Annotated in this window: 13 protein-coding genes; 11 read left to right on the top strand and 2 right to left on the bottom strand. The window is 61.0% G+C overall.

Annotation, left to right across the window (positions count from 1 at the left end; translation table 11 throughout):
- Positions 1 to 9: 9 nt before the first annotated feature.
- Positions 10 to 3,534: an ImcF-related family protein gene (locus AC24R4_RS24110; RefSeq protein WP_487523714.1), complete on the bottom strand. Its 3,525-nt coding sequence runs from the start codon at positions 3,532 to 3,534 to the stop codon at positions 10 to 12.
- Between the two features lie 827 nt (positions 3,535 to 4,361).
- On the opposite strand from AC24R4_RS24110, the gene AC24R4_RS24105 reads away from it, so the two are divergent.
- The gene (locus AC24R4_RS24105) at positions 4,362 to 4,607 is read left to right on the top strand and encodes a hypothetical protein (RefSeq protein WP_487523713.1); all 246 of its coding nucleotides are present in this window, start codon (positions 4,362 to 4,364) and stop codon (positions 4,605 to 4,607) included.
- A 253-nt stretch (positions 4,608 to 4,860) separates the two neighbouring features.
- On the opposite strand, the gene AC24R4_RS24100 is transcribed toward AC24R4_RS24105, so the two are convergent.
- Positions 4,861 to 7,200 carry a type VI secretion system Vgr family protein gene (locus AC24R4_RS24100; RefSeq protein ID WP_487523712.1) on the bottom strand — a complete coding sequence of 780 codons (2,340 nt, stop codon included), beginning with the start codon at positions 7,198 to 7,200 and terminating at the stop codon, positions 4,861 to 4,863.
- Positions 7,201 to 7,483: 283 nt separating this feature from the next.
- On the opposite strand from AC24R4_RS24100, the gene tssB reads away from it, so the two are divergent.
- From tssB to AC24R4_RS24050, 10 genes are all read left to right on the top strand, one after another.
- Positions 7,484 to 7,990: a type VI secretion system contractile sheath small subunit gene (gene tssB / locus AC24R4_RS24095; RefSeq protein ID WP_153947825.1), complete on the top strand. Its 507-nt coding sequence runs from the start codon at positions 7,484 to 7,486 to the stop codon at positions 7,988 to 7,990.
- A gap of 22 nt (positions 7,991 to 8,012) precedes the next feature.
- A complete protein-coding gene (tssC, locus tag AC24R4_RS24090; RefSeq protein ID WP_487523711.1) occupies positions 8,013 to 9,560 on the top strand; it encodes a type VI secretion system contractile sheath large subunit in 1,548 nt (515 codons plus the stop codon).
- Between the two features lie 130 nt (positions 9,561 to 9,690).
- Complete coding sequence (gene tssK, locus AC24R4_RS24085; protein ID WP_487523710.1) at positions 9,691 to 11,037, top strand: type VI secretion system baseplate subunit TssK; 1,347 nt, start codon at positions 9,691 to 9,693, stop codon at positions 11,035 to 11,037.
- Positions 11,034 to 11,684: a DotU family type IV/VI secretion system protein gene (locus AC24R4_RS24080; protein WP_487523709.1), complete on the top strand. Its 651-nt coding sequence runs from the start codon at positions 11,034 to 11,036 to the stop codon at positions 11,682 to 11,684. Before tssK ends, AC24R4_RS24080 begins: the two co-directional genes overlap by 4 nt.
- 1 nt (position 11,685) lies before the next feature.
- The gene (locus AC24R4_RS24075) at positions 11,686 to 13,410 is read left to right on the top strand and encodes an OmpA family protein (protein ID WP_487523708.1); all 1,725 of its coding nucleotides are present in this window, start codon (positions 11,686 to 11,688) and stop codon (positions 13,408 to 13,410) included.
- Positions 13,411 to 13,412: 2 nt separating this feature from the next.
- Positions 13,413 to 13,898, top strand: a complete 486-nt coding sequence (locus tag AC24R4_RS24070; protein ID WP_153947830.1) for an Hcp family type VI secretion system effector — start codon at positions 13,413 to 13,415, stop codon at positions 13,896 to 13,898.
- Positions 13,899 to 13,974: 76 nt separating this feature from the next.
- Positions 13,975 to 16,626, top strand: coding sequence for a type VI secretion system ATPase TssH (gene tssH, locus AC24R4_RS24065; RefSeq protein ID WP_487523981.1), 2,652 nt, complete (start codon positions 13,975 to 13,977; stop codon positions 16,624 to 16,626).
- Positions 16,623 to 17,051 carry a type VI secretion system baseplate subunit TssE gene (gene tssE / locus AC24R4_RS24060; protein WP_487523707.1) on the top strand — a complete coding sequence of 143 codons (429 nt, stop codon included), beginning with the start codon at positions 16,623 to 16,625 and terminating at the stop codon, positions 17,049 to 17,051. The genes tssH and tssE overlap by 4 nt, the downstream gene beginning before the upstream one ends.
- A 32-nt stretch (positions 17,052 to 17,083) precedes the next feature.
- Positions 17,084 to 19,627: a glycoside hydrolase family 19 protein gene (locus tag AC24R4_RS24055; RefSeq protein WP_487523706.1), complete on the top strand. Its 2,544-nt coding sequence runs from the start codon at positions 17,084 to 17,086 to the stop codon at positions 19,625 to 19,627.
- Positions 19,551 to 20,207 (top strand): hypothetical protein, encoded by a 657-nt coding sequence (locus AC24R4_RS24050; RefSeq protein WP_487523705.1) that lies wholly within the window; start codon positions 19,551 to 19,553, stop codon positions 20,205 to 20,207. The genes AC24R4_RS24055 and AC24R4_RS24050 overlap by 77 nt, the downstream gene beginning before the upstream one ends.
- Positions 20,208 to 20,214 lie beyond the last annotated feature (7 nt).

Here is a 20,214-nt window from a genome sequence, read left to right as displayed (position 1 = left end):
TCGGATTCGTCAGTGGGATACCGTCGCACTGGCCTGCGCCAGCGAATGCCGCCCGGAATCGGCAAAGATCCGAGACGGCAGCACAAAGCCTCGCAAGGCCAGTAACTCAAGCGGCCCATGACCTGCCTCGGTCCGCATCTGGTAGCGGATGGGATACGCCATCGCGGCCGACACCGGCGTATGGGCTTCGCGCGCGGTCAGGCTATCGGGGTCGGCAGTCACTGTCTGCTTGCCCGCAGCGCCCGTATCCGGCGCCCCCTGCCATGTCAGCTGGAACGTTGCGCTGTCGATGGGCTCGACATCCGCGCGCTCCAGCATCCTGATCCATCCCCAGCGTCCGTCGAATTCATAGTGCTTGTTCGTCCCGGCCGTCTCGGTCTGCCACTGCAGGCGCGTGCCCGGCGCCTGAAGATTGTTGGCCGGCCACCGTGTGGCATGCCACGCTTCGCGCTGGTTGAAATAGTGAAGCGTCTGGCCTTCCACGGTCATCAGGGTGTCAGTCAGGCCCGGCGTCGGGATCGGCTTTAGCGCAAATTGAAACTGCGGTTCGCCTTGCACCAGCAGTCGGGCCCCAATCCGCTGCAGAGCATTGATCCCCTTGAGGAAATTCGGATCGAATGTCAGCCCTTCCGCCCCCGCCGCGACCGGCACCCATTGGTCGCCCTGCAGTTCCAGCACGCCGGCAAGCTGACTGCCCAGGAAGGCATGGATCAACCCGTCCCGCGGCCGCAGAAAGCGCGCCAGTTCAGGCAGCGACGCGTCATTCTCGGTCGACGCAAATGGATAGCGCCCGGCGAATGCCCTCCCCCAGGCCATCGCGATGTGTTGACGCCAGGCCTCGTTCAAACTGGCCTGGGCCGGCCGCAGGACAGCCTGCGCGGCCTGCGCAACGGGCCGCACGAACAGCGCCTCGCCCATGCCGGCCCATTCGGCGCCAAGGCTGGCGGCCATCAACTGCGCATAGGCCTGGGTGTCACCCAGTTCCGACCCCTTGCCCTGAAATAGCGCCTGCGCCAGCTGCCGTGCCTGACCATCGCCATCGCCGCTTTGCGTGATCTGCTGCAGGCGCAGGCGCAACGCCGTCGCGCGATCGAAGTATCGCTGCAGGCTCAGATCGCCACTGCCAACCGGCACACTCGACCCGCCCGGCCCGCCCGGCCCCGGCTGACCCGCAAGTCGCAACACCGGCCCAAACGCCGCATCCAGCGGCCCGTTCGCGCTCTCGGCGCTCGCCCCGTCTGCCTTCCCGCCAAGGATGGCCTTGGTCTTGTCCACCAGCGCCTCGGCCAACGAAGCCTTCTGCACCCCGGCCCCGCCCTGGTACGCCAGCGACTTCATCAACGCAACGACGGGCGACTGACGCGCATCGGTCAGCTGCTTGAGTTGGGCAATCGACGCCGGCAACGTCGGGGCCGCCTCCCATTGCAACGCGTTCATGAAGGCCTGCCACTGCTCGGCATAGTCGGCGAAGTATTGCGCAGTCAGCGCGACACGCATCGAACCCGCGGAGTCCCGCCCCTCCGTCTCGCCGAAGCCAGCCTGACCGTCTACCCCATCGTCGGACAACACCCAGTCCGCGGCAATATCCCGCCGCCTGGCGGCCGCATCGATCGCGTCCGCGACATCACCTTCATACGCCTGTCGCGTAAAGACGCCCGGCACCACCGCCGACGATCGCAACAGGCCGCGCGTATCAGTGCCGCCGGCAAGTTGCGCCAACGTCAGGTCCGGATACTTGCTGCCGACACCGTCGAGGATGCCCCGGTAGAGCGTGTCCTGCGCATTGGTCTGCCCAATGACGGCCAGCAAGGTCCTGCGGGCGCCGGCGACCAGATCCGTCCGCGCGTCAATCTTCCAGGCTTCGTTCGTTTTCAGGTGCCGCGCATAGAAGTTGGCCAGGCGCTCGGCCATGTCCATCCTTTCACCCGGCGTCAGGCGCGCACCGGGGGTCCAGTGTGCCGCCATCTGCGCCGCAAGGAAATCGGGCTCGACGCGCGCGGGATTCGCCATCATCAGATACGCCTTGAGCGTGTCGCGCCCCGCCATCGCCCAGCGAGTGGTCTGGTCGTCGAGTTGTGTAGTCCGAAGTTGGGACAGGTCCGCGAGAGAGGCCTCGAGGTCGTGCTGGACGGGAGTGATCAGAAGCTGACGAGCAGCTTGGCTGTAGGGTTTCCGTAGCGCAGCAAGGATTTCGGCGTCGCGGTTGAGGGTGGCGCGGGCCAACCAATTCGAGTGCTTAGATATCCGCTGCTCGTAAAGATCAATTTGGTGTTGGAGCAAAACCAAAGATCGGAGCTTGTCCGCAGGACTTGTGGAGCGATGAATGCCTTGCATCGCACCTGAGGCCGTACTCACACTTCTTGAACTTTGCATGCCTGAGACAAGCATCACAGAAGTCCAGGCACAAATACCTGCGATCGCAATCGCAAGAAAAACGTCTGCTCGACGTACGCCTATTGGGCGAACACAAAACGCCCTTGACTGCGCACCAATCTCCCGCCATACCTGTGACAAGTAAGACGAACACTTCCAGCCGTTATCGGAATCCGCATGACTCGACCCAGGCTGCCGTGCCAGGGCGAACACCGCACCGCTCAAACGCCCTTTCATCCAGTCTGACGCTTGCCAGATTTTGGAAACGTGCACAAGCATTCCGCGCATCGAGCCGACGACAGCCGAGAGCTTGACAGCCCCTGATCGGTCGATGATGCTCCGCGCATAGATGGCGTCAAGTGCCTGCCGACGTTCGAGCGAATCCAGCGCACCGACAACCAGATGGTTGGCCTCCTCGGTACTATCTTGCAACGGCCCGCGAAAAAAGACGCCGGCAAGCTCGCATTGCCCCGACTGACCCGGCGCTACCGACGGACACAGCAGAACAACCGGGAAGCTCCAACGAAATTCTTCCTCCATCGTAGCCAACCTGCGTAGCACATCACTCTCTTTGTCTAGACCGTCACCCTCGGCAACCACATATACCAGTGCATCGATCGGCCGACGCGGGCGCGCCGTCAGGATCTCCTTCCGCCACAGAATCGCATCAACACCGATTGGCGTTGCATGGACTAGAACCGTTTCCTTTGCATCGACAATGCCGACTGCATCTAGTCCCGGCGCAATTGTGTTGATGGTCTTGTCGTCGCCACACACGAGTAACCACGGCGCGCGACGTCGCCAACCTCTTCCGTGCCTCCTTCGCAAGGCCCTTTGCACGGATCGAAGTTCCGTCCACGGTGTCGGCCCCGATGCTTCGCCCACTTCCGCGTTCGACGACGTCAAAATCTCTGGCCCCGGCGAAAATACCGTGGACTTCAATCTGGCTATCAAAAGGACGACCGCTTGCAGATGCTTCAAGAAAATCAGCCCGACCAGAAAACCACTGAACAGGCATAGCTCGATGATCGCTATCTGTTCAGCTGGTTTTTCATGGCGCAGCAAGACCGCCCCAGCCGTGAACGCTACAACGATATACAGAATGAATAGAGCGACGCCGAGATATAGCATCGCGAGCTTCCCTTGCGGTTTCTCCCTCATTTTTGATTCCTGCAAACGAGGGAGATAATGCCGCTCCCATGTTGAGCAACGATAAGTTGCGGTAGCGCCATGCGCCCAGCGTTTTCCAATGCATGAATGGCGGCGAGCCAGGAACTAGCGTCACCGCAATCCCCCAGCATCGCGTCGAGATCCCTTAGCCTTACGCCGTCCCCAAGCATCTTATTGAGCTGATGACATGCTTCTGTCGAAAGTCCTTGCATCCATATCGTCTCGACTTGGTCCACGGCAGTTCGTCCCCACTTCGCGGCCAGTTCCACTGTCCGAGGCATCGAATCCACCGTTCCGCGTCCTGGTCGATGAATGTGCAACGCTGACTTAAGGTCCGCTGATCGGTCCGATGCATCTATGCGGCGAAGCAGCACCGCTGCGGCACCTTCTGAATGCCCACATTCCATGCCGTCGCTTATAGCGTCTCGAAGTTGAACCACAACAACAAGTTTCGCCTCATTCACTGCCATGCTGTCGTGCCATTGCTCCAGCTCCGATATGCCAAAGCTCCCTGCACAGGGTGTCACACGCACTATCAAGCCACGGGCATTTGACGACAATAGCGCTTCCAGCTCTCGGCAAGTCCCTTCAGGATCAACACGTGCAGCGAGCCGAAGCCGAACATCCAGTACGCATCCCGAAGGCAATGCGCAAAGACCACATGCGATTTCACGGACCAGGTCTGCAAGGAGCCAGGCGCAGATCTCCCGATGGCGTACGTGTTCACCCAGTACGTTACTAGGGTAGAACGGACGATTCGGTATCCTCAGTGCGCGTGGAGCGGGAACGGCTTGGTCCGTCGTATCAGGGCCGGGGGCATGATCATGTGGATCGGCACCGAGATCGATGCGAACGGCGCGCGCCATCTCCTCCGTGGCGGTGCGCTGGGCATGACCGATCACCGCGAGGGGTCTGCTGGCTCGATCATGGCAATCCTCCTCAATTTCGTCTCGCACTTCGTTTTCCACAATCGCCTGGCTGCAGGCAAGATGCCCGAGGCCGAGCCGCAGGGCCAAGGCGAACAGCCAGCAGGCGACCGCGTACCCGATGCCCCCTACCCATAGCATCCACTGCTCGGACTCTACTTGCCACCAAAGAATGCCGGCAATACTAGTACCAACGGCGACAAATATGACAAGCAAGGCTCCCCATCGCAAAGCACATATTCGGGGCGGCTTCGGAACAACGACACGTGGCGGTACCCTGGCGAAATCAATAGGCATCAACTCACCAACAGCTTCAAAATCTCTCATTAAGGTTCAGACGATAAGCCTGCGAACAAATGGCCGAGCAGCAAAGCTCGTCTGGCATCCGTTTCTATTCCGAAAATCCGAACCGCCCGCTGTATTTGACGCCTTCCGGCGGAGTGCTTGACCAACTTGGGAACGAAACGGCGCCTCCTGCCGCGCCTTCGATACGCAACTGTCCTTTCACCTCTACCGCGCCCGCGGGACTGGCCAAGATGACTCTGCCGTTGCGAACCTCGATGTACGCGCCAGCGCCATCCGATAGCCGGATGCCCTGCGACGCGGCAAGGGTCAACTTTCCCTCCGACGAAGTGATAGCAATATCCTTCAACGCCATCAGGTCCAAACCATCGCCTTGGGCTTGTATTTCCACCTTTCCTTTCGATGCAAAAATTCGAATACCCAGCTTTGCAGCAAATAGAGATATCGCTTCGCCTGCGGCAACAGATATCCGCTTTAGGACACCTACGTCGAAACCGCCACCTGCTGTCAAGAAGACGTGTGCACGCGCGGCAATTTGCAGATCGCTACCGGTTGCCAGGCCTACCCCATGTGGAGCCGTCGCAACCAGACAGGCCTTCTGCAGGCCTAGCAGCCGTTTTTCGACCAGAGCACGCTGCCTGTCTACTTCAGCTGCCCAAGCCTTTGCAGCGTTTGCGGATTTCGAAAGCGATTGCAGGACCTCCGTGGCCTGCCTGAAGGTTTCCGCCACATCGTCCATGTCGAGTTGCTTGCCTTCCGCATTCGGCTGGTCTGCAGCGGTCAGATATAGACCCTTTCCACCACGCAACGCCCCGAACTCGGACGTCCTTAGTTCGAAGCCGGATCCTCTTTTCTGTCTTTCCCGGTCGACCAAATAGCCAAGATTCAGTTGCGTCCGCCATCCATAAGGGGTCGACAGCTTGATCCCCTCATGCCCCTCCCAATCCTCGAAGCGCAGCTTGTTGTTGCGCTGCGTCCGGATCACATTGCGCGATTGCCAGCCGTCCCGGCCGATGATCAGGTCGGGCTTGTGGCTGTTGTGCAGCGCGTGGGCGATATAGGGACGGTTCGGGTTGCCGTCGTGGAAGGCGATGGCAACCTCGGTGCCTTCGAGCAGCGGGAAGTGAAAGCCGGTCTGCACCGCGCCGGCGAACGGCTTGGCCAGCCGCAGCGGTACGCTTTCCTGGCCATTCGGCCATTCATCGAAGTCAAGGTCGAAGCGGACGGTGTAATGGCCGTCCTGCGTCAGGTAGGCATATTTGTATTGGCCGGGCGAGGTGACGCGACCGCTCAGCGTGCCGGCGATGCGCGGCCATTTGGTGTCGTCGGCCGGCAGACGGAAGCGTCGGTCCGACGGAATCGCCTGATAGGTATTCCGATAAGCCTGATCGCGGGCGCCCGTGTGGATGACTTCGGTAATGACCTGGCCGTTCGGCGCATCGGGCAGCGTCGTATCCATGCGCAGGATGCGCGCCGGGCGCAACGCCAGCACGTTGCTTTCACCCTGATAGACGACCTGCCCGGCGATGGCCGCCTCGTGGCGCAGCAGCGCCTCCCACTTCGCGCCAGCCATATCCAGATGATGGGTGCCGTGGACGTATGGCTCGCCATAAGTCGTCCGATCCTTGTATGCAATGTTGGTGTCGGCCTTGAGCCGCTCGTAGGCGTGCGCGGGGTTGTAGTCCGATGCCAGGACCGATCTGGCGACGGTTTTCGTATTGGTACGAATGGCAAAGACCGCTTCGGTGCCCGACTCCAGCCCGGCCGTCTCGCGATAGGGCACCCGCAGTTCCGGCTGATAGATGTAGTGGTCGATGTCGTCCCCGAACACCACAATTTCGCCAAATTTCCCCGGCGCGAAGTAGCAGTACATGCCTTCCTGCTCCATCAGCAGGCGGACGTAGTCCCAATCGGACATCTGGTACTGCAGGCGGAACTTGTGCTCGGGATACTCGCGCCGTAGCCGAAATGCGAATTGATGGCCTTCGAGATCGTGGGTGCGCAGGATGGCCTCGATGATCTGCGGTGCGGTCTTGTGCTGATAGACACGGCTGCGCGGCGTCAGCCGCAGGCGCGTCACCAGCGGCTCCACGACCATCTCGTAGCCGTGGAAGTCCCGCGTCTGGCGGGTCTTCGAGAACGCCGGAATCCATCCCGCAAAGCGGCGCGGCTCGCTGCCATCGCCGGGGTCGATGACGAAGGTGGCGGGACGATTCAGGTAGTCGGCACGGTCCAGTTCCAGCGGATGGGTCAGCTGGACGGTGACCTCATAGGGCTTGCCGAGGGTCTCGACGGCCTTGAACGAGACCACCGACAGGGCGATGGCAGTGGGCGCGGCGGGGACTTCGAGGCGGTAGGACTGATTTCGGATCAACCCTCCGACGAACCCCACCGCCGCTTGTCCCACCTGCATCCATTCATCCGCCATGGTCCTCCACTCCCGTTGCAGCGTGGTCGCCGCATGATCGTTCGCGCCGCAGTGCCGCACGCAAGATGCCGCACGCTACCGGGAATTCATGATTGGAGAAACCGTTGAGATCGTCTTTTCTGACCCACTGCAAACCGTCTTCCGCTACCTCTCAATTTTCGCAACTCTGCGATGTACGACACCGATGGTGCAGTGCTAAAACGCCACGGGTTCGCGCACCGGATGCGGCTGCACACCGCCCGGACGAACACCAATCGATTGCAGTGCAACAGGAAATCAGACAATGGCTGAAAGCTTCCAGAACGAAGTGCCGAAGGCGCGGGTCAACATCAAGCTCGACCTGCACACCGGCGGGGCGCAGAAGAAGGTCGAGTTGCCGCTAAAACTGTTGGTCCTGGGCGACTACGGAAACGGGCGAGACACCCGCTCGCTGGCCGAACGCGAAAAGGTATCCATCAACAAGAACAACTTCGATGCGGTGCTTGCCGATTTCAATCCAAGGGCGCGCATCGCAGTGGAGAACACCCTGTCCGACGACGGGTCGGAGCTTCCCGTCGATCTCGATTTCCGCTCGATGGACGATTTCAAGCCCGAAGCCGTCGCGAGCCGGGTGCCTGAACTGCGCGCGCTGATGGCGGCGCGCAACCTGCTGCGCGACCTCAAATCCAATCTGCTCGACAACGCCACGTTTCGCCGGGAACTGGAGAAGATTCTCAAGGACCCTGCCCTTTCCGAACGGCTAAGAGCCGACCTGCAGGGAATTACGCAGGACAGACCCGCCACCCACTGAACGGCCCTCGAGGAGATATTTCATGTCGAAGCAAGAAATCGGGGCCGCGCAAAGCCAGCCCCAAGCGCCAGCCGTACTCGATGGCACGGCCAGGAGCGTCTACGAATCCCTGTGCGAGAAGATCAATCTGACACCAGTCACGAGTACGCGTCCGGTCGAATCCTTCGAATGCGCCGACGCCCTTTCGGACTCCTCGCTGGACGAACGCGTCACGCAAGCCATGAGCGTTTTCCTGAAAATGATTCAGGAATCGGCCCAGCAAGTGGATCGACTCGATAAAAGCCTGCTGGACTTCCATATTGCCAAGCTTGACGCCCAGATCAGCCGCCAGCTGGATGCGATCATGCACCACGAGGCGTTCCAGGAAATTGAATCCGCGTGGCGCGGCCTGAAGTTTCTGGTCGATCGCACCGATTTCCGCAAGAACGTCAAAATCGAGGTACTCGATGTTTCGAAGGATGCGCTACGGCAGGACTTCGAAGATACGCCAGAAGTTATCCAGAGCGGCCTATACCTGCATACGTATATTCGCGAGTACGACACCCCGGGCGGCGAGCCGATCGGCTCGATCATCTCGAACTATGCGTTTGATCGCGGCGCGCAGGATATCGCACTGCTCCGCAATATTGCGAAGGTTTCCGCGGCCGCGCACATGCCATTTATCGGCACGGTGTCTCCGCAGTTCTTCGGCAAGGAATCGATGGAGGAAGTGGCCAGCATCCGCGATATTGGCAACTACTTCGATCGCGCCGAGTACCTGAAATGGAAGAGTTTTCGCGACTCGGACGACGCTCGCTATATCGGCCTGACGTTGCCGCGCTTTCTGGCACGCCTGCCATATGGGCCGGAAACCGTGCCGGTGCGCGCGTTCAACTATACCGAAGCCGTCAAAGGCCCAGATCATCGCCGCTACCTGTGGGCCAACGCGTCGTTCGCCTTTGCCGCGAACATGGTGCGCAGCTTCGTCCGGAATGGCTGGTGTGTGCAAATCCGCGGGCCGCAGGCCGGGGGCCTTGTGGAAAATCTGCCAATCCATCTCTATGACCTGGGTACTGGCAACCAGGCCAAGATTCCGACCGAGGTGCTGATTCCGGAAACACGCGAGTTCGAGTTTGCCAATCTCGGCTTTATCCCGCTTTCCTACTACAAGAATCATGATTTCGCGTGCTTTTTCTCCGCGCACTCCGCGCAGAAGCCGGCGCTCTACGAGACGCGTGAAGCGACGGCAAACAGCCGGGTCAACGCGCGTTTGCCGTACATCTTCCTGCTTTCGCGCATCGCTCATTATTTGAAGCTGATCCAGCGCGAGAATATCGGCACGACAAAGGACCGCCGCGTTCTGGAGCTTGAACTCAATACATGGATCAAGACCCTCGTGACGGAAATGACCGATCCGGGCGACGAGCTCCAGGCTTCGCATCCGCTGCGCGAGGCCAAGGTTGTCGTCGAGGATATCGAGGACAACCCGGGATTCTTCCGCGTCAAGCTCTTCATCGTGCCGCATTTCCAGATTGAAGGGATGGATATCAATCTGTCATTGGTCTCGCAAATGCCGAAGGCGAAGAATTGATCCATTGAAGCCGGGGCACCACGCCCCGCATCGAAGGCTGTCGTGCCGGGGGTTTCTTGTTCCCTCGCACGACAGCGTTTCCTGCTGGCCGGCGGCCGGCCAGGTAGGCCCACGGCAATTACCGATCGACATGAAGATTTGCAGACCATTGTGGACGCAGGGGATTTTCATGACTCCCCAACATTTTCAACAGCAGGCATTGTGGGAACGTCATGTTGACGAGCAGGTTGCACGGATTGCCAGTCCTGAACCCTGGGGTGTCATCCGTGTCGCGCTCGACGAGCAGGCCCTCAGCGTTGACCGGCTGAGTGTCGACACCCTGACGGTGCGGATGCCGGATGGCACGCTGCTGGATACCGACACCGCAGACGTCCTGCCTTCGCCGCGCGACCTTGGTGTGGTGCCTGACGGGGCTGATAGCGTCGTCGTCACAATCGGCCTGCCATTGTTCGACGCGCAAGGCGGCAACTGCGTCGAGGAAGGCTCACCCTCCACGCGGCCGCGACGTTTTCTGCGAGAGTACCGGGTCCTTGCGGATCTGCTCGGCGATGGCCAGGAGGAAGTCAGCGTCGAACGGCATGCGCTTTCCCTTCATTTTGATTTCGAGCAGGCTACCGATTTCGTTACCTGCCCGATCGCGCGTCTGGTCCGAACGACGCGAGGGCAGTTCGAGGTCGATCACACCTTTGTGCCGCCGTGTCTGTTCCTGTCCGCCAGCAAACGACTGACGGAGCGCATTCACCGGCTATCGGAAATTCTCGCGGCAAAGAGCGCGAGCCTCGCGGTACGTCGACGGGAACGCTCAGACCAGATAGCCGACTTCGCCGTGGCGGACGTGGCGTTGTTCTGGCTCTTGCACAGTGTCAATGGCACCTGGCCAGAGTTGGCGCGCCTTTCCGCCGCCCCGCAGCAGCACCCGGAGCACCTCTATCGTGTCCTGGCCAGACTCGCCGGTTCGCTGTTGACCTTCTCCACGACGGAAACGCTTGCCGCCATACCCGCCTACCATCATCGCGCACCTGAAGCGGCGTTTGCTGCGCTGGAAGCGTTGATCCGACGGCTGCTTGATTCGGTCATTCCGACGCGCGTAGTGCCAATTGCACTGGAACGAACGCGCCCGACGATCTGGGTCGGTCAGCTCCACGACCAGCGGCTTGTCGAGGGTGCCGACTACTACCTTTCCGTGCAAGCCACCGTCCCGCCCCACACGCTGCTTGAGCAGATGCCCCGCCTGTGCAAGGCCGGTGCGCCGGACGAAGTCGAACAAATCATCAATTCCGCCCTCCAGGGCATCCCGTTGCAGCCGTCGGCAAGGCTGCCGCCTGCCATCCCCGTGCGGATCGAGAACCAGTACTTTGCGCTGGACAGTTCGCATCCCGCCTTCTCCCGGATGCTCGACGCGCGGGCCTGCCAGTTCTACGTCCCGGCCTCGTTGCCGGATGTCTCCCTTGAGCTTTTTGCGGTGCTGCCGGCATGACAACATTGCCCACTGTTCTTCCATTGGCCTTGCGCGATACCGCGCTGACGGTGACCGAGCTCGCTCAGGGGGCAAGGCCAGCCGACACGTTCGAATCGTTTCGCGCCACCTGCCTGGGGCACATTGCCGACCTGAAGGCAGAGTTCGAGGCTGCGGGGCAGCCGTCGCCCGTCATTGCGGATGCCGCCTACGCGCTGTGCGCCCTGTTCGACGAGATCGCCCTGCGTCATCTATCCGAAGCGGCGCGTGACGCCTGGGAGCGGGAGCCCCTACAGGTCCGTGAGTTTCAGAGCTACGACGCAGGCGACGCCTTGATTGCGCGCATCGAACAGAGACTTGCCGAGCCGCAACCCGTCGTACCCTTGCTACTGGTTTTCTATACGGTCATGGGGCTCGGCTTCCGCGGGCGGTTCGCATTGGATGACAGCCCATCCCGTGAGCAGCTGATAAGCGCGATCGATGCGCATTTGGAGCGAGCAGGCTTGCGAAAGCACGTCGGCCCGATGGTCATCACCGTGGGCAAGGAACACCGCCGGTGGCGCATGCCGCCCCTCGCCTGGGTGGCCGTCGCACTGGCAGCGGCGGGCCTGATCTACATCGCGCTGGATCGCTGGCTGGATTCATCCATCGCCAGGCTGTCTGCTTGAGATGCCGATTGTGAAAGGCTACCCCTATCGCGCTGTCGCCATTTGGGTGATGCTGCTTGCGCTGGCCTGGCTGGCGTTCTGGTCCCCATGGTCCGATACCTGGAACGCGTTTCTCGGTCTCGCCGCTGTTCTGGCCGCCGTCGCCTTGTGCTGGGTGTCGCGCCATCTGAGCACCCGAGCAGCACCCTCACAGGCCGCACTGCAATCGATCGCCACATCCCTGGATGGCTTGCCCGCCCACGTCCGTCGCACGGTTCCGCTGGTGCTGACGCTAGGCGACTCTGCACTGGCTTCGGCCTTCGGAGACGATCCGATCAGGATCACCGGCAATGCCGTCTGGGTGCGCGTCGAACATGCAACCGACCTGGCCGGGCTGGCAGTCGCGCTCCGGCATTGGCGTGAAGGCCAAGGGCCGGACGCCGTCGCATGGCTGGTGGCTGCCGACCAGCATCCCGACCTTCCGGAGTTGTCCGGCAACCTGCGGCGTTGGCACGCCGCCATTGCCGAGGCGGGACGCGCGCTCGGCTACCCGTTGCCAGTCTGCCTTGCCATCTATGCAGCGGAAGCCGGCGGGCCGCCCGACGCGTGTCCATGGTTCGGGGTATCGGGGCGTGACATTGAGAACGGCGACACCCTGTGCGAACACCTGGCCCCGGGGCTGACGGCATACCCCCAGGTCGCGACGCCGTTGGACCGCGAAAAGCGCATGCATCGCGCCGCGCGTCTCGGCGCCGTCGCCCGGTGGGCCGCTGACGCGCTGTTGCCAGTCGTGCGCGAAGGCGCCGATCCAGGCTCGCACGTCAGTCCCTTGAAGGTGACTGCCTTTGGCGTTACCGCGGTATCCGGGTCCCAGGGCGTGGACTCGCATTTCCGCAAATTCGTTTCGGAACAGACCAGATTGCTATCCACCGCGCGCCCTGCGCCACAGGCGCCGTACCCTTTTCCGGCGCCGATGCTGGCCGGTATCCCGATCCAGCGGCCCCAGCCTGTTCTGCCCCGTGCGTTGGCGCACGCCTTTGTCTGGCTGATGCTTGCCTTCTGCGCGGCCGCAGCCGCTTCGGCCTGGCAAAACCGGGCGCTGGTGGCGCGCGTGACAGAGGACATGGCCCGCTATCGCCAGGTGGCCCCCGAACAGGATGCCGCCCGGGTCGACGCCTTGCTGACGCTCAAGCGCCATCGCGACGTACTCGAGGGCTACCAGGTCCATGGCGTACCACCGCGGCTGGGGCTCGGCTTTTACCGTGGCGCGCCTTTGCTGTCGCCGATCCACGCGATGATCGCCGCCTACAGCCCACCGGCGGCGCCTCCGTCGACGATCGAACTCGACAGCCTGTCGCTGTTCCAGAGCGGCTCCGCCAAGTTGAATCCTGGCGCCAATCGCGCGCTGGTCGCGGCAGTGACAATGATCCAGGCACATCCCGACAAACGCGTGCTCGTCGCGGGCCACACCGACTCCATCGGCAACGCGGGATCGAACCTGCGGCTATCGGAAGCCCGGGCGGCATCGGTCCGTGACTGGCTGTCCGATGCCGCGGGAATGCCCGTGACCCACTTTGCCATCCAGGGTTATGGCGATAGCCGACCCAAGGCATCCAACGACACCGCCGCCGGACGGGCGGCGAATCGTCGCGTTGAAATCACACTTGTCACAGACTGTCGCGAAATTGCGCGCGGCAGTTCTGCAACCCCTGGCCTTCCGGCCTGTTCATTCCAGCAAAAGGAGTAGCAATGGCAATTCCCGCATACATGTGGATCAAGGACGACGGCGGCGCCGACATCAAAGGCTCCGTGACGGTATCTGGCCGGGAAGGCAGCGTCGAGATCGTCGCCTTCGAGCATGGCGTCCATATCCCGACCGACTCGAATACGGGAAAGCTGACCGGCACGCGCGTCCACCGCCCCATTCAATTCACCAAGGAGACCGACGCGGCGACGCCCTATCTCTACAAGGCCGTCACGAGCGGACAGACGCTGAAATCGGTCGAAATCAAGTGGTACCGGATCGACGACGCCGGCAAGGAAAAGGAGTACTTCAACACGACGCTGGAAAGCGTCAAGGTGGTTGGCGTCACGCCTAAGATGCTCGACATCAAGAACCCTGCATTCGAAAAGCACAACCACCTCGAGGAGATCGAACTGCGCTACGAGAAGATCACCTGGTCGTACAAGGACGGCAACATCATCCACGCAGACAGCTGGAACGAACGTGCCTGACGCCGGCGCGTGACCGTTGGCCGGTGCCTGGCACCGGCCATTCTCCGCATCGACCCGACACCCAATGATCCGCGACATGACCTCCCGCGACTACACACCGTTCTTGCGCCGCCTCGACGAACCCAGCGCCCAGGCCCTGACAGAAGCAGCCTGCCTGTGTGAAACACGCGCCCATCGCAATATCGAAGTCGAACACTGGCTGATCGCACTGCTCGAGCCCGGCGACAACGACTTGCCGAGAGTGCTGCGTCGCCACGGTGTCAATGTCGACGCCATCCGAAACGGTTTGCTGGACTATATAGAACGCCTGCCGGGCGACCTACGCGGGAAACCCGGTGTGTCAGCGCGTCTTGGTCGATGGATGGAGGCAGCCTGGCTTCGGGCATCGCTGGACGGATCGGCGTCGCTCGGGACAATCCATCTGCTGTCCGCCCTTTCGGAGCATCCCAGCTTATTGCGCGCTCCCGACGCCTGGCCCTTGCTGACCGCCCCGCTCGCGCATATCGACAATAGCCTGCCCGACCTGGCCGCATCCGCTGCCGGCACCGAAAATATCGCGCCGCGCGCGCCGGCCGTGGACCACCCCGGGCAGCAAGAAGCGCTGGCCCGCTTCACCATGGACCTGACCCGCAAGGCGCGTGACGGGCAGATCGACCCTGTGTTCGGCCGCGAGGCGGAAATCCGCCTGATGATCGAAATCCTGGCGCGCCGCCGTAAGAACAATCCGATTCTGGTCGGTGAACCGGGTGTCGGCAAGACGGCCCTGGTCGAAGGTCTGGCACTCAGGATCGCCAACGGCGATGTGCCCGCCGCGATCCGCGATGTCGCCGTGCTCGCGCTCGATCTGGGCCTGTTGCAGGCTGGCGCAGGTGTCAAGGGCGAGTTCGAGCACCGGCTCAGGAGCGTCATCGACGCCGTGCAGCAGTCCGCGACACCGATCCTGCTATTTATCGATGAGGCGCACACGCTGATCGGCGCCGGCAACAACGCCGGTGCCGCCGATGCGGCCAATCTTCTCAAGCCGGCCCTGGCGCGCGGCGAACTCCGGACCATCGCCGCCACCACGTGGTCCGAATACAAGCAGTACTTCGAACGCGATGCGGCACTGGAGCGGCGCTTCCAGATGGTCAAGGTCGACGAGCCCGATGACGACAATGCCTGCGTGATGCTGCGCGGGCTTAAGGACCGGTATGCGCGCCACCACGATGTACATATCACCGACGCCGCCGTGGGCGCGGCGGTTCGGCTGTCGCGCCGCTATCTAAGCGGGCGCCAATTGCCGGACAAGGCTGTCGACCTGATCGATACGGCCGCTGCCCGGGTGCGCATGAGCCAGCAATCCACGCCAGCCGCACTTCTGGCGTGTGACGCCGAACGGTCGTCTCTCGAGCTTGAACGTGCCGCGCTGCACGACGATCAAGCCATGACCGGCAGCGGGGACGCGGCGCGGCTGGCATCGATCGACGCACGCCTGGCAGAACTGGACAGCCTGAAGGCGGAGCTTGGCGATGCCTACACCGGGCAACGGCTTGCGGCGGATGCCTTGGCCACCCTCCGCGAACAGTGGCGTGTTACCCCGGATACGTCGGCCCGCAGCCAGCTGACGTCCGCCATGCAGGCAGCGCGCGCCAGGCTCGTACAAGACAAAAACAAGTCCTTGATGCACGCCGAAGTCGACGAACACGCCATCGCCCAGGTCATCGCGGACTGGACGGGAGTGCCGATGGACACCCTGCTCTCCGGCGAAGGGGCAACCTTGCTCGATATCGAAGCGCGCCTGGGCCGCATCGTGGTCGGCCAGCAAGAGGCGCTCGCCGCGCTGGGCAAGAGCCTGCGAGCTGCCAAGGCGGGCCTGCGCTCAGAAACGTCGCCGCTTGGCGTATTCCTGCTGGTCGGGCCATCCGGCGTCGGCAAGACCGAGACCGCGCGGGCACTGGCCGACCTGATGTTCGCCGGCGAGCGATCGTTGATCACCATCAACCTGTCCGAATATCAGGAGGCCCACACCGTTTCGCAATTGAAGGGGTCGCCGCCGGGCTATGTTGGTTACGGTGAAGGCGGCGTACTGACGGAGGCCGTGCGTCAGCGGCCCTACAGCGTGATCCTGCTGGACGAAGTCGAAAAAGCCCACCGAGATGTGCTGACCCTGTTCTACCAGGTCTTTGATCGCGGATGCATGCGTGACGGCGAGGGTCGGGAGATCGACTTCCGCAACACGGTCATCATCATGACCTCGAACCTGGGCAGCGAAGACATCCTCGCCGCCACGCAAACCTGCAGCGAAGCGGACAGCGAGCCCGACGCCGCCGCGCTGTTGGCACGTCTACGCCCGGTGCTGGTCCGGCATTTCCAGCCTGCATTGCTGGCGCGATTTCAGACCATCGTATTTCGGCCACTTTCCGCAGAAGCCATGGCATCGATTGTTCGAATGAAGCTCGATAAGGTGGCGCGGCGCGTCGAGCGCCGGTTTGGCGTGCCGCTGCACTGCGACGAAGGACTGGCAAAGGAACTGGTACGGGCGTGCCTGCTGCCGGATTCGGGGGCACGCAACATCGACAGCCTGCTGGATCAGCAGATCTTGCCCGTCCTCGCGCGCGAGTTGCTGATGCACGCGGACACGCGCGAGCGGGTGCAAGCGGTTCGACTGTCGTTTTCCGAGGAAGACGGCATTGGCATCGCCTTCGACACATCCGAGACCGCCCCTTCCACGATTGGCACCACCACATGACACACGGCGGACCTGGCCTCTTCGAAGCCATCACCGGCTTCTTCGCGAATGGCGTCGCCATTGAGGAATTTGATCCCGCCACCCAGACTTTTCTGTCGGTACAGGACAACATCCAGCGCATTCTCAATAGCCGGCGCGGCTGCCTGGCCCACCTGCCCGACTACGGTCTGGGCGATCTATCGCTGATCTACCGCCATCTGCCCGCCTCGGCACACATTCTCAAGCGGGAGATCGAGACCACGCTGCTGCGCTATGAACCACGGCTGAAGTCCATCGACATTGCTCTCGAAGCGCCCGAATCCGGCATGTTGCTGAGCTTTGTGATGACGTGCCAACTGCAGAAGACGGGATTGGTCCGCTATGGGACGCATTTCATGCCTGATGGTAAGACCCGGCTCACCCTTCTAAAAGCCTCCCCGGATTGACCTGGGCCACGAACAGGCTCTCGACTAAGAGTATGTCCACGACTACATCTCCCAATGCCACAGCCGTTTCGCCGCCCTCACTGAAACCCCTCCGCTTTACCTTCCCCCTACGAAAAAAGGCTGCAAAGGAAGGCGCGCCCGGCGTCGAGGTCACCGACGAGCACGAGTTCCACCGCCTGCTCCGACTCGAGCCCGGTGGCGCCTTTGCCGTCAGCAACCACGGCATGTGGCACGGCGGCATCCATATCACCGAAGCTGGCGCTGGCCAGTTCCTCGACCTGATCGGTGGTGTGCTGGCGATGGCCGACGGCGAGGTCGTCGCGTGGCGACTGGATCGAACCTGTCCGGTGACAGAACTTCCCGGCAAGGGCCAGCAGTCCGCCATCCAGGCTTGCTACAGCACGGGTTTCGCCCTGGTGCGCCACAAGATGGAGTTTCCACGCGGGACCTGGCTGACCTTCTACAGCCTGTACATGGACCTGCAGGACCTGGCTGGCTACGAGGACAGGAAGGCGTTGTCCCGCCCGGCCCATTGGTCACCGGAGTTCAAGGTCACGACGTTCGCCCGGGATCAGCAACGCGCCAGGCCCGGCCTGCGCGCTGCGCCCGCCAAGCAGAAGGGCCTGCGCGTGCGGTCCGCACGGGCCGGCGGCACAGCGCTTGGCATCCTGCCGCAGGGCACACAGTTCAGCATCAGCGAGCGCACTGGCAATTGGGGAAAGATCGCACGCAGCGGCCAGCCGATTCCGGCCCGCGTTGGAGACTTCGTGGCGCCCGATGCTGCGGTCGGCGGCTGGGTATTTCTTGGGCGCGAGCATGGTGGACAGGTGGTCGAGGAGTTCATACCCGACACCGCACTCGACTGCGTAGTCGTTCCTTCAAAACCGATCAAGGTCAAAGCGGGCCAGTTGCTCGGCCACCTCGGCCGGTACGACTCGCTCAGCAACGCAGTGCCGAGCCGAATGGTCCATATCGAGATCTTCTGTGGCGACGAAATCAAGGTATTCCTGCAGACGAGCCGAGCCTGGATCCAGGAACACTCGCCGCACACCGCGCGCTGGAAGGCACTTGGGTTGCCTGCCGAACCCACCCTGCTGCGTATCGACACGCGAACAAAGCTCTACAAGGCGGCCCATCAGGAGGGAAAGGATGCTCCGCGCACCGATGTCGTCCTAATGCTGTCGTTAGCGGAACTGGGCCGGCGAAAGGAACACAAGTTCAAGGAGACCAGCCCAGGCGCGGACAACCTGAAGCTGAACTGGTGGAAAGTGCACAGCGCCAATATGCTCGGCAACGAAATCAGTGGCTGGGTACGAGAACAGAATTTCGCGGGCGGTCGCGTCACGCGCGAGTATCCGCAGGATTGGGTGGACTTCCAGACCATCGAGGGTGCGCATGACCCCGCCCATACGCTATGCGCCAAATCAAAAGCGTACGTCGACTATGCCTGCGACAAGGACATGCCGGCCACCGCTGCGCTGGACAAACTTAGTCCGCTAATGAAAAGCGTCTATCAGGCAATTTGCCCTGGCAGTAACGGCGACCGCGCCATCGACGAACTATGCGTGGCCGCGAAAGACAGATGGCAGTCACTGCGTGCGTCGCGCCTGATTATCCGGCACGAAAGCGAATGGGCCAACCCGTCCAAATGGAAATCGCTGACCGCGGAACTCGAAAAGGAAACGGGTGCGAATGCCCAGTACGCAGCCGAGCAACAGCGTATCGAGAAACTGGTGTGGTGGGAAGAGGTCAAGGCGAGACTGCCTGATTTACCCGGTCCGGCGGCGTTTCATATGCATCCGGTGGGGGTGGTGGGGAATTTTCAGGCAAAACATCCCTTAATTACCATCGAAATGCTTGTTGCGGCCAACCCATCAGGGTCAACCACCTATCACGAGAGCCTGCTAGTGCATCTCAATACGTTCGCCCAAAAATACAATATCACAACACCAAAAAGAATCGCACATTTTCTTTCGCAAATTGAAGCAGAAAGCAAATTTAGGAATGTCGAAGAGAATCTGTTTTACAGCTCGCAAAACATGAAAGTGATCTTTGGATGCAAACCAAAACCACGTGGCGCGAGTGCCCCAGCAGTGACAATTTCCGAGAATGACGTTGTATGCAATTACGGAAAACTTCGACCGAAACTTTGGTCAGAAACTGACTTTTATGAAAATAATCCGGAAAACCTGGCGAATTACGTCTATGAAAACAGATATGAAAATGGCGCGGAATCAACCGGAGATGGATATCGATATCGAGGAAGGGGCCTTATTCAAACAACTTTCAAGGCGAACTATAGGGTTCTGACCGAAGAACACAATCGTAGGTTTCCGGATGATCCACAAGATTTCGTAGCCCATCCAGATCTGCTTCTCACCAACCTGGCATATGGCATCGAGTCTGCATTTGTTTACTGGACCGTTACCCGCAATATTAACCCAATAGCGGACACGGGAGACGTTGCGACCGTATCCCGATTCGTGAATGGAGGAACCCATGGAATCGCGGCAAGAAGAGCGTCATATAACCGCCTCGCTCTCTTACTGGATCTTTCGATTGATCCCGGCCAATAAGGCGGCCTTCCAAAGAGGCTTACTGCTCGCCGCGTGTGTTGCATTTTGCACACCGGCCTTCTCACTCGACAACGAAAAATCAAGTGCCGCCGTTTGCCCCAAGATTTCCCCGAAAAAACAAACGTTTTCCGCCAAGAAACTAGAACAAGATAGCATCATAGCTATAGAGAGAAACAATTCGAGCTCCAGCCACCTGGCATTTTATCGGAACGAAGGCAATTATTGTCGCCGACAGGAAATAGCCACCTATCGCTGGGAGGGTGGCCCTCCCAGCGTGGATTCATTGTTCTTCGAAGAAATAGCGGGAAAGATGAATCTAATTACAATAGTCCGTTGGACGATAAATCATCGCGGGCTTGGAACATTTGGAAACCTCTACCAGGTTAATGCATACCAAATGGATCCCGCAGGCACAGTCATTGAAAACAAGAATTTTCTGAAAATGGGACAATGGACTGGGATCGACGGATATTTTGAGCACGAAGCGTCATCCTTTCCTTTTCGTACGGCGGCCAGCGTCAGAAAATACCTCAGAAGCATTAATAAAAACCAATCAAAGCCAAAAAGCCGATCAAAGTGACAACCCG

It is taken from the genome of Cupriavidus sp. CER-90 (assembly GCF_057652055.1).
The sequence above is the reverse complement of the archived record's forward strand: the minus strand, read 5'-3'. Positions and strand labels throughout refer to the sequence as shown.

Coding starts and splice junctions, on each gene's coding strand:
- AC24R4_RS24105 (WP_487523713.1), top strand. CDS start 4,362: ATGATCATGTGGATCGGCACCGAGATCGATGCGAACGGCGCGCGCCAT.
- tssH (WP_487523981.1), top strand. CDS start 13,975: ATGACCTCCCGCGACTACACACCGTTCTTGCGCCGCCTCGACGAACCC.
- AC24R4_RS24110 (WP_487523714.1), bottom strand. CDS start 3,534: ATGAGGGAGAAACCGCAAGGGAAGCTCGCGATGCTATATCTCGGCGTC.
- tssB (WP_153947825.1), top strand. CDS start 7,484: ATGGCTGAAAGCTTCCAGAACGAAGTGCCGAAGGCGCGGGTCAACATC.
- AC24R4_RS24070 (WP_153947830.1), top strand. CDS start 13,413: ATGGCAATTCCCGCATACATGTGGATCAAGGACGACGGCGGCGCCGAC.
- tssE (WP_487523707.1), top strand. CDS start 16,623: ATGACACACGGCGGACCTGGCCTCTTCGAAGCCATCACCGGCTTCTTC.
- AC24R4_RS24080 (WP_487523709.1), top strand. CDS start 11,034: ATGACAACATTGCCCACTGTTCTTCCATTGGCCTTGCGCGATACCGCG.
- AC24R4_RS24100 (WP_487523712.1), bottom strand. CDS start 7,200: ATGGCGGATGAATGGATGCAGGTGGGACAAGCGGCGGTGGGGTTCGTC.
- tssK (WP_487523710.1), top strand. CDS start 9,691: ATGAAGATTTGCAGACCATTGTGGACGCAGGGGATTTTCATGACTCCC.
- tssC (WP_487523711.1), top strand. CDS start 8,013: ATGTCGAAGCAAGAAATCGGGGCCGCGCAAAGCCAGCCCCAAGCGCCA.
- AC24R4_RS24055 (WP_487523706.1), top strand. CDS start 17,084: ATGTCCACGACTACATCTCCCAATGCCACAGCCGTTTCGCCGCCCTCA.
- AC24R4_RS24075 (WP_487523708.1), top strand. CDS start 11,686: ATGCCGATTGTGAAAGGCTACCCCTATCGCGCTGTCGCCATTTGGGTG.
- AC24R4_RS24050 (WP_487523705.1), top strand. CDS start 19,551: ATGGAATCGCGGCAAGAAGAGCGTCATATAACCGCCTCGCTCTCTTAC.